The organism is Streptomyces sp. A012304, from assembly GCF_026008495.1.
Classification (GTDB): domain Bacteria; phylum Actinomycetota; class Actinomycetes; order Streptomycetales; family Streptomycetaceae; genus Streptomyces.
The window spans coordinates 97,132-110,875 of the sequence record NZ_BQUN01000182.1 but is presented as its reverse complement, the minus strand read 5'-3'; the positions used below and the strand labels follow the sequence as shown (position 1 = coordinate 110,875).

Sequence of the window (13,744 nt, the reverse complement as noted above, 5' to 3'; positions counted from 1 at the left end):
GGAAGATCACGAATTCGAGTGGCTTTCCCGTCCGCCTCATGGTGATCACAGCGGATCTGACGGCATATCCGGTGACCTCGACGATCTGCATGACTCCCCCGCGAAACTCGCCCGGTTTCCCTTCCACCCGTACGGGGACACGAGCCCGCCCAGGGCCGCGGTTCCCTCCGTCGCGGGTTCGACCGCGACCTGGAACTCCACGGGTACTACTCGCGGCTCGCAGGGGTAGACGTGGCGGCATGTCCGAGGTGGTTCAGGCAGGTGCCTGGGGATTGCTGGCAGGCTCCGCCCTGCTGCTGGGAGCGGTGTTCGGCTATGCGCTGCGCGTACCGCAGAAGGTCATCGCGCTGGTGATGGCATTCGGTGCCGGCGTGCTGCTCTCGGCCGTCTCCTTCGAGCTGATCGACGAAGCCTACGATCAGGGCGGGCTCGCTCCGGCGGCCGTGGGGACACTGGCCGGGGCAGCGGCCTACACGGTGGGCAATCTGTGGCTGGCGCGCCGGGGTGCCCGCCATCGCAAGCGGTCAGGTCATCGCCCGGCCCAGGCCCAGCCGTCCGAGCGGGAACACAGCGGCTCGGGTCTGGCCCTGGCGCTGGGCGCGCTGCTGGACGGCGTACCCGAGTCGGCCGTGATCGGCGTCAGCCTGCTCGACGGCGGCGCGGTCAGCTCGGTCACGGTGGCAGCGGTGTTCATCAGCAACATCCCCGAGGGGCTGTCCAGCTCGGCGGGGATGAAACAGGCCGGACGCGGCAGGAGTTACGTCTTCGGCGTCTGGGGAGCCATCACCGCCGCGAGTACCGTCTCCGCGGTCCTCGGCTACAGCGTCGTCGGAGGTTTCTCCCCCGCTGTGATCGCCGCGGTGACGGCCGTGGCCGCCGGCGCGATCCTGGCCATGATCGCCGACACGATGATTCCCGAGGCGTTCCAGGAGGCCCATCTGGCGATCGGGCTGGTCACGGTCGGCGGCTTCCTGGTCTCCTTCGCGCTGTCCCACGCCTGACGTCGATCGGCGTGCGCGGTCCATGCCCGGGCAATCCGGCGGCGAGGGGCCTCTCGCGCTGCCGACGCGGCCCATGGAGCCCGGTCCGGCAGCCGGGCGCGGCGGAACAGGCACTGAAACTGAAGCCGCCGCCTGCCCGCTGTCGGGCCGTCAGCCGTGGTGGCCCTGGCGGGCGGAGGGGCGCTCCATGACGTTGTCCAGATGGGCGATGACGGCCGGCACGTCATCGCTCTCGGTGCCCCGGATCAACTGCAGGGCCGGCCGGACCAGGCCGCCCGGACGCGCTGTCAACCGTGCGAGCACGGCGGCCCGGACGTCCAGCCGCTCGATGGTGGCCTCGCGCTCCTCCTCGGTCTGGCCTGCGAGCAGCACGGCGTTGTACCAGGCCTCCTCGCGGGACTGACGGACACTGAAGTCGAGGATCCGCTCGTCGGTGCGGGCTCCGATCCGGTCCAGCAGCGACATGAGGGGCGACAGGGCGCCGACCGAGTCCTGCACCGACAGCGCCACCCGCGCGAGGATGTCGTTGATCAGCAGAAAGTCACGCCGCAACGCGTGGATGGCCTCGCCCGGGCTGGTCCGCGCGGCGACGACGGCCAGGTCGAGGTTGATGTGCGCGTTCACGCCGAGTATCAGATGCTGGACGATGACGGTGTCGGCGTCGTCGAGCAGCCCGAACGCCTCACGCCAGCAACGCGGCCCGCTCCGGTCACGACGCCAGGCGTCGTACGCGTCGAAGTAGCGGTTGCCGAAGAGCGTGTCGAAACGGTCCATGCGGGCGCCGTCGTCGAACAGCCCACCGCGAATGGCCGTGCGGACCTCGACGGTCACCTGTCGGTACAGCGCCGCGAAGTACCCGACCCGGTCACCGGCGCGGCCGGCCTCCCGCACGATCCCGGCAAGACCGTCCACGACATCATCGATGTTCTCTGCCGCCATGCCCAACTCCCCTCTCCCAGCGCGTCGTTACGACCACAGCACCGCTTTAGGCCCCGTCCTACCACCGCACACCGGGGAACGTCCCCGCCGTACAGGAAACGGGACGCCTGCCCCGTTCGGCTCCCGCCGCGGCTGCCGCCTGGCCAGGCCGGTGGATCACCCACGTCGTTGGCCGCGCCGGTACGCTCCCGCGCGCGCGGCGGACGCGGCGGCCTCGGCGGCACGGTCGGCGGCGGCTTCGTCGAGGGGGTCGCCGGTGGTCAGCAGGCGGTAGTAGAGGGGGGCGGAGACAGCACGGATCACCTCGTGCGTGTCGGTGTCCTCGGGCACTTCGCCCCGGTCGATGGCCTGCTGGACGCAGGGTGCCCACTCCTTGACGCGGATGTCGTAGAAGTGACGCAGGGCCTCGGCCGCCTTGGCCTCGCAGGTGGCGGCCGCGATCACGGCCTTGAACAGGGCGCCCTGCCGCGGGTCGGCCAAGGTGCGCCGCACCAGCCGGGCGTTGGCCTTCAGGTCGCCGAGCAGGGAGCCGGTCTCGGTACGCGGCAGTGACTGCTCGGCCATGTCCATCAGCAGGTCGGCCACCAGGCCGGTCGCCGTTCCCCAGCGACGGTAGACGGTCGTCCTGCCCACCTCCGCACGGCGGGCGATGTCAGCGAGGTCCAGGTGGGCGAAGCCCCGCTCGGCCAGGGTGTCTCCGGCCGCCTGCAGCACCGCCGCCCGAACCCGCGCCGTACGTCCTCCCGGCCGGACGGTCCCCGGCTCCATCGAACTCATAATGGGACCCCAGTTTCGTTAATGGCTGACGCGTGCTACTTTAACGCAGCGCGCTAACGGGACTGGAGAACCGTTAGGCGGAGGCAGCTGAGGAAAATGGGGGAGCAGTCATGGAATACAGGCGGCTGGGTGCGTCCGGACTCAAGGTCCCCGCGCTGAGCTTCGGCGCCGGGACCTTCGGAGGCCGCGGACCACTGTTCGGCGCCTGGGGCACCACCGATGCCCGGGAGGCGCGCCGCCTCGTGGACATCTGCCTCGACGCCGGGATCACGATGTTCGACACCGCCGACGTCTACTCCGGCGGCGTGTCCGAGGAGGTGTTGGACGATGCGATCAAAGGCCGCAGGGAGCAGGTGATCGTGTCCACCAAGACCGGCCTGCCCATGGGCGACGGTCCGGGCGATGCGGGTTCCTCCCGGTCGCGCCTGATCACCGCGTGCGAGGACGCGCTGCGCCGGCTCGGCACCGACTACATCGACCTGTTCCAGCTGCACGCCTTCGACGCCGGCACACCGGTCGAGGAAGTCCTGTCGACGCTCGACGATCTCGTGCGCGCGGGCAAGGTCCGCTACCTCGGGATCTCCAACTTCTCCGGCTGGCAGGCGATGAAGTCCCTCGCAGTCGCGGAGAGGTACGGGCGTCCGCGCTACATCGCCCATCAGGTCTACTACTCCCTCCTCGGCCGCGACTACGAGTGGGAGCTGATGCCCCTCGGCCTCGACCAGGGCCTCGGGGCACTCGTCTGGAGCCCGCTCGGCTGGGGACGGCTCACCGGCAGGGTCCGCCGCGGTCAACCGCTGCCGGCGGGCAGCCGGCTGCACCGGACGGCGGACTACGGCCCGCCGGTCGAGGACGAGCACCTCTACCGCGTGGTCGACGCCCTCGACGACATCGCGCGGGAGACCGGCAAGGCCGTACCGCAGATCGCCATCAACTGGCTGCTGCGGCGGCCGACCGTGTCCTCCGTCATCATCGGCGCCCGCAACGAGGAACAGCTCCGGCAGAACCTCGGTGCCGTCGGCTGGGAACTCACCCCCGACCAGATGGCGAAACTCGACGCGGCGAGCGGCAGGGCAGCGCCCTACCCGTACTTCCCCTACGAACGCCAGGAAGGCTTCGCCCGTCTCAATCCACCCGTGGGCGGCCTCACGCCGCCGACACCGGTGTCACGTCACAGGGCATCGGCGATGCGGTCCACCTGACGCGGGTCGGCGCCGTAGCAGTAGAGCATGACCTCGTCGGCGCCGAGGTCGGCGAAGCGGGTGATCGCGTCGCGGATGTCGGTCGGCGTGGTGAGCATTCCGGCCACCATCCGGTCGGCCATGCCGGTGAAGGTGTAATACGCGTGCATGTGGGCCCGGGCGTCGCGGATCACGTCTTCAGGGCCGAGCGCGACGTTGACCTGCGCGACGATGCGCGGTTCGCCGGCGCGGTCGTACTCCCTCCAGAACTTCCGGGCGGTGTCGAACAGGCCGCCTGCCCAGGAGGGTGCCGCGGCGGCGAGGAAGCCGTCGCCCCAGCGGGCGACGCGTTCGATCGCGGCGGGCTTGAAGCCGCCGAAGAGCACCTCGGGGCCGCCGGGGCGGGCGGGCGCGGGACCGATCGGGCCGATGTCGTCGCCGTACGGCTCGCCGGACCACAGTCGGCGCATCACCGCCATCTGCTCGTCGAGACGCCGGCCCCGGGTGCGCTTGTCGATGCCGGTGACCCGGTGGTCGTCGTCCCGGCCGCCTATGCCCAGGCCGAGGACCAGACGGCCTCCTGTCATCCGGTCCAAGGTGGCGGCCTGCTTGGCGAGGAGGGCGGTGTCGCGCAGGGGAGCGAGCAGCACCTCGGTCTGGACGCGGACGCGGGAGGTGGCGCCCGCGAGGACGGCGAGTGCGACCAGCGGTTCCGGGTTGTGGTAGACGAGCCGGTCGAGCAGGCCGAGCGTGCTGAAGGGCCCGGCGTCGGCGCGCTCGGCCCAGCTCAGCAGGGTGGCGGGGTCGGCGATGGGCAGGCCGATACCGACGTTCATGAAGGGAACCTCCGAAGGGAAGGGTCGACAAGGACTTCTGCCGCCCCTCCGGCACCTCAGCAAGGTGGAACGTTCCCGCTCTGCGGCGTACTTCTGGGGGGAACGTCTCGTCGAAGTGATCTCAACTTAGGGTGCCGCGCTCTGTCGCGACAAGCCGATTTTCAGGCCGCGGGGCGCGCCTGGCGGTCGCAGACCCGCGGCCTGGCAGCCCGCGCCCGCCCGTGCGGTCCGGGCGCGGGCCGTGGTCCGGCCGGACGGCTCAGAACAGCGCGCGGTAGGCCTGCCAGCCGGAGGCGAGGGTGTAGGTGGCGCTGAAGGTGCCGTCGCCCCAGCCCTTGTTCCGCAGCAGCTTGCCGTCGGTGGTGCGGGAGACGAGGTCGGGGAAACCGTCGCCGGTGACGTCGCCGACGGTGACGATCGCGTTGCGGCCGGCGCCCCAGTCCTCGAACACCAGCACCCGGGGCTTGAAACCGCCCGTGCCGTTGCCGTCGTAGCGCCACAGTTCGCCGCCCGCGTCCCGCGCGAGGAGGTCGCCGATGCCGTCACCGGTCACGTCGGCGGCGCCGGCGATGGTGTAGCCCTTCCAGCCGGTGCCGACGCGCACACCCGGGCCCATCAGGCCCTGGGCGTTGGACTTGTACAGGTAGAGGTAGCCGGTCGCGGCCTGGCGGGCCAGCAGGTCGGGGCGGTGGTCGCCGGTGAAGTCGTCGGCGGCGACGACGGTGTCGAAGCCGCCCCAGCCGGAGCCGACCAGCGTGCCCTCGGTGTCGGGCAGGTAGACGCCGGTGCAGCCGCCGGAGTGCCGGTAGAGCTTGCCGTCGGTGGTCTTGCCGAGCATGTCGGAGCAGCCGTCGCCGGTCATGTCGCCGATGGGAATGAAGCGGGTGGCCGGGTCCCAGCCGGACCAGCCGCGGGACGTGGTCAGCGTGCCGCCGGAGAACCGGTGCGCCTCGAGCAGGCCGCCGTTGGTCATCGTGTACAGCTCGCCGTAGCCGTCGGTGTCGGCGTCACGGACGGCGGACCGGCCACCGGAGAGCCAGAAGTTCCCGGTCGGCAGGGTGCGGACAGCGCCGCCGTCGCCCGGGTCCACGGTCATGGTCCAGTGGTAGCGGCCGCTCACCGCCTTCACGCCCGCGTCGTCCTTGCCGTCCCACGCGACGCGGACGGCGGCGCCTTCGTGGGAGGTACCGGTGAGGGTGCGGACGGTGGCGCCGTACGCGTCCTTGATGGTGAGCTTCCAGGACGCGGGCGGGCGGGTGAGCCGCCAGGTGCCCTCCCACAGGCGGTCGCTCGCCGTGCGCAGGTCCACGGTGGAGTCCGTGCGCCAGTCGAACAGGCTGATCCGCGACCGCGGCACCGACACCGGCCGGATGTGGATCATGCGCTCGCCGTCGACATAGGCCACATGGCCGCCGTACCGGTCGACGGTCAGCATGCCGATCCCCCCGTCTTCGGGGGCGGTGAAGAAGGGTGTGGTGGCGGCCGCGTGGCCCCCGCCGCGGTGGAAGTCGGTGAGGGTCACCGTCCGCGCGCCCTCGGACCGCTGGATCAGGTAGCCGTCCCCGACCTTGGCGGGCAGCGCGCCGGGGACGGGGATGTTCCTGCCGGTGCTGTGATCCCACACCCCGGCCTTGTCCGACGCGGAGCAGCGCCAGTACAGCCACCGTCCGACCGCCTGCAGGTCGTCGGGGACACAGCCGGAGCCGAGTGTCACGTTCGCCGAGTTCGCCTTGGTGACCAGGTCGTAGGAGTTGACCGTGCCGGCGGCGCTGCCCGGCTTCCAGATCTTCGTCCCCCAGATGGACATCGCGGTGACCGCCCGGCTGTGGATCTGCCCCGGCCACGCCACCTCCGGGTCGAAGGAGCCGATGCGCTGCACGCTCCCGTCGTTGATCGCGATGTACGAACCGCCGGCCGCCACGACACGGTCCGGGGAGTCCCAGCCGAACGGGCCGAGGCCCAGCTCGCTCCCGGGCGCCCCGCCGCCGAGCGCGTCCTGGCCGCCCCACGGCGTCATGAAGCCGACCCGGCCGTCGCCGAGCGCCCACAGACTGGAGTAGAACGCGCTGCACGTGTACTCCGCGGGGTCGACGCCCTCGCACGGGTAGTTCGTCCAGACGTCGGAGGCCGCGAGCTTGCGGGGTCCCGGCTGCGGGGTGCCGACGGCCGGGAGGTCGAACTCCCACAGCCCGCGGTTCGGCTCGGGGTCGGCCGTCCCCAGCACGCTGAGCTTCCCGCCGCCCAGCGCGAGGGTCTCGATGTAGCCGTTGAGGCCGCCCCTGGTGCCGAGCGGGAAGACGATCTCGTCGTCGGCCACGCGCGGCGCGGCCGCCGCGGGCGCCGGGGAGAGACCGAGACCACCGACCGCCAGCGCGACGGCGATCCCGATCGTGAGCGAGGTGTGTCGTGTCCGTCTGATCGTGCGGGTGGTCATGTCAGCCCCCTGGTGGACGAGGAGTCCCGTCGTCGTCTTGGAGACTATGACCCGCAGGACTTCCCAGGGGTTGTACAGAACTGAATGATCGTCAGGGCGGCGCACCTCCCCGAGGACGGCGAGCGGCCGGCCGACGCCGTCGCGCGGCAGGGGGCGCACCATCTCGATGGCCACACAGGCAGGCTCTCCGGCGCGGCTCACGGGTGACTCACGGACGGCTCACGGGTGGCTCACGGGTGGCTCATGGGCGAGGCGGAACCTGATTGTCAGGTTCCGCCTCGTCTCTTCACCCGGCCCAGGGCGCGGGAAGGAAGATCAATCGCCGGGCTTGACGCGCCCGCGCCAGGCCCCGGACTCGCCGCCGCGGCCCTCGATGTACTCCTTGAAGCGCCGCATGTCACCCTTCACACGCCGATCGATCATGCCCAGCATGTCGCCGGTCTTCTCCGCAACGCCGGTGGGCTCGACATCCATGACGAGCTCGACCCGGGTGTGCGTGTCGTCCAGGCGCTGGAAGCGGACTGTGCCCTTCTGCTTGGTGTCACCCGTCGTGGTGCGCCACGTGATGCGCTCGTCGGGCAGCTGGTCGACGATCTCGGTGTCGAACTCGCGCTTGACCCCGCCGATCTTGGTGGTCCAGTGGTTGTGGCGGTCGTCGACCTGCCTGACTTCCTCGACCCCTTCCATGAACTGAGGGAATTCCTCGAACTGGGTCCACTGGTTGTAAGCGGTGCGCACGGGAACCTCGACTTCCACCGCTTCCTTGACCATGCTCATCTGAGAGCCTCCCTCTCTGCTGAATCAGCCGCAGCCAGGACGAACGCCCAGCCTGCGGCCTCGGCACAGGGGCCGAGTACCCGAGGACACCCTGTTTACGACCACAGGCCTCCGCCCGTCGGCTCCAGGGTCCGGCGCATGCGCGATCCGGCCGACGGCCGCCGCACCTTCGCCGTTCTCACCGACGCCGACCGGGAGAGGGCCCCTCGGCGCCGTCCGGGCGCCGTCTTACCCGGATGCCTGCCGCCGGTCCGATCATCTAGCCTGTGCCGGGGCGGCTGAGCAGGGGGATCGGCAATGAGCATGTATTTCGACATCGACGACGAGACGCTGTGGAACCCGTCGAGCGGCGTCGGCCGCCTCTTCATGCGCCAGCTCCAGGTGTTCGAGGCGGAACTCTCGCTGCCCTCGGGGATCGGCCAGGGCAGGCATTGGGGCGACCCGGACACGCTGGAGATCGATCCGGCCGTGTACGCCGAGTTCGTACGCGCACTGGTCGCCTGGTACGGCCGGACGGGGCACTCCGTGATCCGCGCGCTCTCCGAGGGCTTCGTGGCGACGGCGGTCGCGCTCGCGCGGCGGGCGGGGATCGAGGTGGCGACTCCCGACCCCGACTGCGACCCCGGGCGTGGTGGCGCCCGGCACGACGTGCAGGTCCCGGGCCCTCCTCGGACCTCGTCGACCGCCCTCGCCGACGCTCTGGACACACGGGCGCGGGAGCTGGACCGCTGGATGGCTCGCTGAGCCGGCGCCCGGGTCGGCCCCAAGGCGGGCCGCTCGGGCGCGTCCCGTTCGTCTCCGCCCTCTGGAGGGCTCGCCGGACGACGACTCACCCCAGGCGGGGATCGACCTGGATCTTCGGGCCCGGCCCCGCATCTGCCGGACGCTCGCCGGCGAGTACGGCGCCGATGCGGTCCAGGCCGACGGTCACGGCCACGAGCGGCCGAGGATCGACGACCTGCTCGGCGTACGCCTTGATGGTGGCGTCGAGCCCCGGGGAGGCCGACAGGACGCCGACCGCGGTCACGTCCTTCAGGGCGAGCGTGCGGGTGTCGATGCGGCTGGGCGCCCCGGCCAGCCCCACGTACACGACGCGTCCGGCGGGCTCGACCAGGTCGAGGGCCAGGGCCGGCAGACGGGTGGCGTTGGAGGCGTCGACGACCGCGTCGAACGGCAGGTCCGGGACGGTCCCCTCGCGCCAGACATGGGTGAAGCCCAGCGAGCGCGCGAAGGCGAGAGAGTCGTCGGTACACCCCATCAGATGCACCTCCGCCCCGGCGGCCCGGGCGAACATCGCGACCAGCAGGCCGATCGTTCCCGGCCCCAGCACCAGCACCCGGTCGCCCACGCCCGCCTCGGTGGCCCGCGCGGCCCGCAGCGCGTTGCCTCCCGGCTCGACCAGCGCGCCGAGCACGGGGTCCACGGAGTCGGGCAGGACATGCAACGATCCGACGGGAACGGCGAGTTGCTCGGCCAGGGCGCCGGGCCGGCCGTTCCGGATGCCGACTTCGTGCCGCTCCTCGCAGACGTGCTGGTGGCCGCGACGGCAGCGACGGCACGTACCGCAGCCGAGCATGGTGTCGCCCATGACCCGACGGCCGGCCCAGGAGGGATCGACGCCGTCGCCGACGGCTGTCACGCGGCCGGCCCACTCGTGGCCCAGCCGCATCGGATAGGCGGCATGCCCCTGGTGCAGGTAGGCCATCTCACCGGTGAAGAACTCCACGTCGGTGCCGCAGACACCCACCCGCTCGACATCGACGACGACTTCACCCGGAGCGGCCACCGGCGCCGGCACCTCCCGCACCGAGCACACGCCGGGCGCCGTCAGGACGAGCGCGCGTATCAAGCGTGTGCTCACCGCGGGCCGAGCACGTGCTGGCGCTGTGTGCCGAGGCCTTGGATGCCGAGCTCCATGACGTCCCCGGGCCGCAGCCAGACGGGCGGGTCGAAGCCCATGCCGACACCGGGCGGGGTGCCGGTGTTGATGAGATCGCCGGGCTCCAGGACGAGGAACTGGCTGAGGTAGTGCACGATGAAGTACGGATCGAAGATCATCGTCTTGGTGTTGCCGTTCTGGCGGCGCACGCCGTTGACGTCCAGCCACATGTCCAGTGCGAGAACGTCGTCGATCTCGTCGGTGGTGGCGAGCCAGGGACCGGCGGGGTTGAACGTCTCGGCGGACTTGCCCTTGGCCCACTGTCCGCCGCGTTCCAGCTGGAAGGCGCGCTCGCTGACGTCGTTGACGACCAGGTAGCCGGCGATGGCGGCGCGCGCCTCCTCCACCGAGTCCAGGTAGCTGGTGCGCTTGCCGATCACGATGCCCAGTTCCACCTCCCAGTCGCATTTGGTGGACCCGCGCGGGATACGCACGTCGTCGTACGGACCGATGAGAGTGTTGGGCGACTTGGTGAACAGGATCGGCTCGTCGGGCACGGGCATCCCGCTCTCGGCCGCGTGGTCACGGTAGTTGAGCCCGACGCACAGGATCTGGTGCGGGCGGGCGATCGGGGCGCCGACGCGTTCCCCGTCGAAAAGGGACACCTGGCCGGCGGCCGCACGCTCGGCCACCACGGGGCGGACGCGGTCGATGCCGCCCGAGCCGAAGAACGCTTCGTCGAAGTCGGTGACGACGTCGGACAGGTCGACGTAGGTGCCCTCGTCGACGCGGGCGACGGGCCTCTCGGCGCCCGGGGCGCCGATGCGCATGAGATACACGGGTGGGTCTCCAGGGTGGGGCGGCGGTCAGGAGGTGGGGGCAAGCGGCCGGGGCGGGCCGCCCGGTCGGGCACGGGGGCGCCCGGCACATCGGCACGGGCGCTGGAGGGCCGTCCGGAGTCGGGGCGCGCGTGCCGTTGCCCGGCGCCGAGTTCCGCGGTGGCGGTGGTGGCGACGAGGGTGTGCGGGTCCGGTCGGGCGGAGGACCGTCGTCACCGGGAGCATCGCGCGCTCACTGGTGTGGTGCGTCGAGCGGGCCGAGGGCATCGCGGATCTCCTCGACGGCGTCGACCAGCGTCCGCAGGGGGGTCCGGTAGGTCAGCGCGCTGATGCTCACCGCTCCGGAGGGGGCCGTGGGCGACGTCGCGTACACGGGCAGGGCCAGGCAGTTGATCCCGGTCTCGTTCTCCTGGTCGTCGAGGGCGTAACCCCGCTCGCGCGTGGCCTGGAGGTCGGCGTGCAGGGCCTCGGCGGTGCACAGGGTCCGCGGCGTCCGTCGTACGAGCGGGGCGTCGGCGGCCCACGCCCGGACCTGCTCCAGGGTCCGCACCTCATGGGCGAGCAGGAGCTTGCCGACACCGGTGGCGTGGGCCGGGTTGCGTCCGCCGACCGTGGATGTCAGCCGGACGGCGCCGCTGGGCGGGTCCACCTTGGCGCGGTAGACCACCTCCCGGCCGTCGAGCACCGCGTAGTGCGCGGTCTCGCCGAACCGGCCGGCCAGCGCGTCCAGCACGGGACGGACGCGGACGTGCTCGGGGCGGGCCTCGTGGTGAGCGAAGGCCATCCGGAGGAACTCGTCGCCCAGCAGGTAGTGGCCCCGGGCGTCCTGATCGGCCAGACCGGCCCGGCGCAGGGCGCCCAGGGCCCGGTGCACGGTCGGCTTGGGGCTGTCGATCACCCGGGTGAGCTCTTCGAGCCCCACACCGTCCGGATACCGCGCGAGTTCCTTGAGGACGGCGAGGACCCGGTCCGATCCCACCAGGCGGCTGCCGTCGGCGCGTTCCGCGCTGCCGGCGTCAGAGGCTGCCGGTCCGTCGGACATGTGCGTATGCTTCATGACGTTCCACAGATTAGACCGTCGTACCAATTATTGGAAAGGGCTGTTCTGTGAAACTTCGCAGCGCGCAGTGGTACGCGGGTCAGGACCGCAACGCCTACATCCACCGGGCCTGGATGCGCCGGGGTGTCCCCGAGGACGCCTTCTCCGGCCGTCCGCAGATCGCCATCGCGAACACCGCCTCGGATCTGACCCCCTGCAACGCGCACCTGAACGAGGTGGCCGCGTCGGTCCGTGACGGTGTGTACGAGGCGGGAGGCATTCCGCTGGACCTGCCCGTGGTCTCCCTGGGAGAGACGCAGGTCCGTCCCACGGCCATGCTCTGGCGCAACATGGCGGCGATGGCCACCGAGGAGATGCTGCGGGCCAACCCCATCGACGGCGTCGTCCTGCTGGGCGGCTGTGACAAGACCATCCCGTCGCTGCTGATGGCCGCCGCCTCCGTCGATCTGCCCGCCGTCGTCGTTCCCGGCGGTCCGATGCTGACCGGCACGTTCCGGGGAACGCCGCTGGGCTGCGGCACCGACGTGTGGCGGCTGTCGGAGGAGGTCCGCGCCGGCACCCTGACCCAGGAGCAGTTCACCCGCTCCGAGTCGTCGATGATCCGCAGCCGCGGCCACTGCAACACCATGGGAACCGCCTCCACCATGGCGCTCGTGGCCGAGGCCCTGGGCACGGTCGTCCCCGGTACGGCCGGCACCCCCGCCCCCGACAGCCGACTGCTCCAGGCTTCGCACCGGACCGGACGGCTGGTGGTGGACATGGTCGGCCTCGACCGGCGGCCCGGCTCCTTCCTGACCAAGGCGTCCTTCCACAACGCGATCGTGGCGCTGGCCGCGATCGGCGGTTCCACCAACGCGGTCGTCCACCTCCTGGCCATCGCGGGCCGCCTCGGCGTCGACCTGACGCTCGACGACTTCGACCGCATCGGCTCCCCCGTGCCGGTCCTGGTGGACCTCCAGCCGGCCGGCCGCTTCCTCATGGAGGACCTGCACCGCGCCGGAGGCCTGCTCGCCGTTCTGCGGGAGGTCCGTGACCTGCTCGACCCCGACGCGCTGACCGTCACCGGAAGGCCGCTCGTCGACCACCTCGACGACGCCCGCGTCTGGGACACCGAGGTCATCCGCCCGCGCTCCGAACCGCTGGTCGCCGAGGGCGGTATCGCCGTGCTGCGCGGCAACCTCGCCCCCGACGGCGCCCTCGTCAAACCCGCCGCCGCCTCGCCGCACCTGCTGCGCCACCGGGGCCGGGCCGTCGTCTTCGACTCCATCGAGGACTTCCACGCCCGCATCGACGACCCGGATCTCGACGTCGACGCCGACTCCGTCCTCGTGCTGCGCGGCTGCGGACCCAAGGGGTACCCAGGCATGCCCGAGGTCTCCAACATGCCCCTGCCGAGGAAGCTGCTGGAGCGGGGGGTGCGTGACATGGTCCGCGTCTGCGACGGCCGGATGAGCGGAACCGCGTACGGCACCGTCGTGCTGCACGTCGCCCCCGAGGCCGCCGCCGGAGGTCCCCTCGCGCTCGTGCGGAGCGGCGACGTCATCAGCCTCGACGTCGAGGCCCGGCGCATCGACGTGGACGTGCCCGCCGACGAACTCGCCGCACGTACCCCGAACGCGGCCACCACCGCCGGCTTCGCCGACCCCGCACGCGGCTGGGAGCGCCTCTACGTCGACCACGTGCGGCAGGCCGACACCGGCGCCGACCTCGATTTCCTCGTCGGGTCCAGCGGCTCGGAGGTCAGCCGTGAATCGCACTGACCGCCGAAGCCCCTCCCGGGCCGCCGACCCGGATCCGCTCGCCCGGCCGGCGGGAGAGAGATGACGACCACCAGGACCGCCCTCGTCACCGACGGCGCGGGCGGGCTCGGCGCCGCCGCGGCCGAACGCGACGCGTCGGGCGCCCCGAAGAGGTCGCGGAGCTCGTGACGTTCCTGGCCTCGGACCGGGTCAGCTTCTCCACCGGCGCCGTCCACGACATCAGCGGCGGCCGCGCGACGTACTGACGCCGAGGCCGCGGGC

General features: G+C 71.7%; 13 protein-coding genes. 5 read left to right on the top strand and 8 right to left on the bottom strand.

The window, feature by feature from the left end:
- Window positions 1–239 precede the first annotated feature (239 nt).
- Window positions 240–1,001, top strand: a complete 762-nt coding sequence (locus ALMP_RS36430) for a ZIP family metal transporter (RefSeq protein WP_264936153.1) — start codon at window positions 240–242, stop codon at window positions 999–1,001.
- Window positions 1,002–1,151: 150 nt separating this feature from the next.
- On the opposite strand, the gene ALMP_RS36425 is transcribed toward ALMP_RS36430, so the two are convergent.
- Together ALMP_RS36425 and ALMP_RS36420 are read right to left on the bottom strand one after the other, a co-directional pair.
- The gene (locus ALMP_RS36425; RefSeq protein WP_264936151.1) at window positions 1,152–1,940 is read right to left on the bottom strand and encodes a DUF5995 family protein; all 789 of its coding nucleotides are present in this window, start codon (window positions 1,938–1,940) and stop codon (window positions 1,152–1,154) included.
- 156 nt (window positions 1,941–2,096) lie between these two features.
- Complete coding sequence (locus ALMP_RS36420; protein WP_375803590.1) at window positions 2,097–2,717, bottom strand: TetR/AcrR family transcriptional regulator; 621 nt, start codon at window positions 2,715–2,717, stop codon at window positions 2,097–2,099.
- A gap of 110 nt (window positions 2,718–2,827) precedes the next feature.
- Between ALMP_RS36420 and ALMP_RS36415 the strand changes: the two genes are divergently transcribed.
- On the top strand, window positions 2,828–3,919 hold the full coding sequence (locus ALMP_RS36415) for an aldo/keto reductase (protein ID WP_264936147.1): 1,092 nt from the start codon (window positions 2,828–2,830) through the stop codon (window positions 3,917–3,919).
- On the opposite strand, the gene ALMP_RS36410 is transcribed toward ALMP_RS36415, so the two are convergent.
- From ALMP_RS36410 to ALMP_RS36400, 3 genes are all read right to left on the bottom strand, one after another.
- On the bottom strand, window positions 3,889–4,734 hold the full coding sequence (locus ALMP_RS36410; protein ID WP_264936145.1) for an LLM class flavin-dependent oxidoreductase: 846 nt from the start codon (window positions 4,732–4,734) through the stop codon (window positions 3,889–3,891). The genes ALMP_RS36415 and ALMP_RS36410 overlap by 31 nt on opposite strands.
- 259 nt (window positions 4,735–4,993) lie before the next feature.
- Window positions 4,994–7,342 (bottom strand): FG-GAP-like repeat-containing protein, encoded by a 2,349-nt coding sequence (locus ALMP_RS36405; protein ID WP_264936144.1) that lies wholly within the window; start codon window positions 7,340–7,342, stop codon window positions 4,994–4,996.
- 141 nt (window positions 7,343–7,483) lie between these two features.
- Window positions 7,484–7,945 (bottom strand): SRPBCC family protein, encoded by a 462-nt coding sequence (locus ALMP_RS36400; protein WP_264936143.1) that lies wholly within the window; start codon window positions 7,943–7,945, stop codon window positions 7,484–7,486.
- Between the two features lie 297 nt (window positions 7,946–8,242).
- Here ALMP_RS36400 and ALMP_RS36395 point away from each other — a divergent pair, with 297 nt between their 5' ends.
- Window positions 8,243–8,689 (top strand): DUF6086 family protein, encoded by a 447-nt coding sequence (locus tag ALMP_RS36395; RefSeq protein WP_264936141.1) that lies wholly within the window; start codon window positions 8,243–8,245, stop codon window positions 8,687–8,689.
- 85 nt (window positions 8,690–8,774) lie between these two features.
- Here the strand turns inward: ALMP_RS36395 and ALMP_RS36390 are convergent, their stop codons facing one another.
- From ALMP_RS36390 to ALMP_RS36380, 3 genes are all read right to left on the bottom strand, one after another.
- Window positions 8,775–9,806, bottom strand: a complete 1,032-nt coding sequence (locus ALMP_RS36390) for a zinc-binding dehydrogenase (protein WP_264936139.1) — start codon at window positions 9,804–9,806, stop codon at window positions 8,775–8,777.
- Window positions 9,803–10,663: a fumarylacetoacetate hydrolase family protein gene (locus ALMP_RS36385; RefSeq protein WP_264936137.1), complete on the bottom strand. Its 861-nt coding sequence runs from the start codon at window positions 10,661–10,663 to the stop codon at window positions 9,803–9,805. Before ALMP_RS36385 ends, ALMP_RS36390 begins: the two co-directional genes overlap by 4 nt.
- Before the next feature lie 232 nt (window positions 10,664–10,895).
- On the bottom strand, window positions 10,896–11,720 hold the full coding sequence (locus tag ALMP_RS36380; protein WP_375803589.1) for an IclR family transcriptional regulator: 825 nt from the start codon (window positions 11,718–11,720) through the stop codon (window positions 10,896–10,898).
- A 50-nt stretch (window positions 11,721–11,770) separates the two neighbouring features.
- Here ALMP_RS36380 and ALMP_RS36375 point away from each other — a divergent pair, with 50 nt between their 5' ends.
- Together ALMP_RS36375 and ALMP_RS36370 are read left to right on the top strand one after the other, a co-directional pair.
- Window positions 11,771–13,483, top strand: a complete 1,713-nt coding sequence (locus ALMP_RS36375; protein ID WP_264936135.1) for an IlvD/Edd family dehydratase — start codon at window positions 11,771–11,773, stop codon at window positions 13,481–13,483.
- 164 nt (window positions 13,484–13,647) lie between these two features.
- Window positions 13,648–13,728 carry a hypothetical protein gene (locus tag ALMP_RS36370; RefSeq protein ID WP_375803597.1) on the top strand — a complete coding sequence of 27 codons (81 nt, stop codon included), beginning with the start codon at window positions 13,648–13,650 and terminating at the stop codon, window positions 13,726–13,728.
- The last annotated feature ends 16 nt before the right edge of the window (window positions 13,729–13,744 follow it).

Coding starts and splice junctions, on each gene's coding strand:
- ALMP_RS36380 (WP_375803589.1), bottom strand. CDS start 11,720: ATGAAGCATACGCACATGTCCGACGGACCGGCAGCCTCTGACGCCGGC.
- ALMP_RS36425 (WP_264936151.1), bottom strand. CDS start 1,940: ATGGCGGCAGAGAACATCGATGATGTCGTGGACGGTCTTGCCGGGATC.
- ALMP_RS36420 (WP_375803590.1), bottom strand. CDS start 2,717: ATGAGTTCGATGGAGCCGGGGACCGTCCGGCCGGGAGGACGTACGGCG.
- ALMP_RS36410 (WP_264936145.1), bottom strand. CDS start 4,734: ATGAACGTCGGTATCGGCCTGCCCATCGCCGACCCCGCCACCCTGCTG.
- ALMP_RS36395 (WP_264936141.1), top strand. CDS start 8,243: ATGAGCATGTATTTCGACATCGACGACGAGACGCTGTGGAACCCGTCG.
- ALMP_RS36430 (WP_264936153.1), top strand. CDS start 240: ATGTCCGAGGTGGTTCAGGCAGGTGCCTGGGGATTGCTGGCAGGCTCC.
- ALMP_RS36415 (WP_264936147.1), top strand. CDS start 2,828: ATGGAATACAGGCGGCTGGGTGCGTCCGGACTCAAGGTCCCCGCGCTG.
- ALMP_RS36400 (WP_264936143.1), bottom strand. CDS start 7,945: ATGAGCATGGTCAAGGAAGCGGTGGAAGTCGAGGTTCCCGTGCGCACC.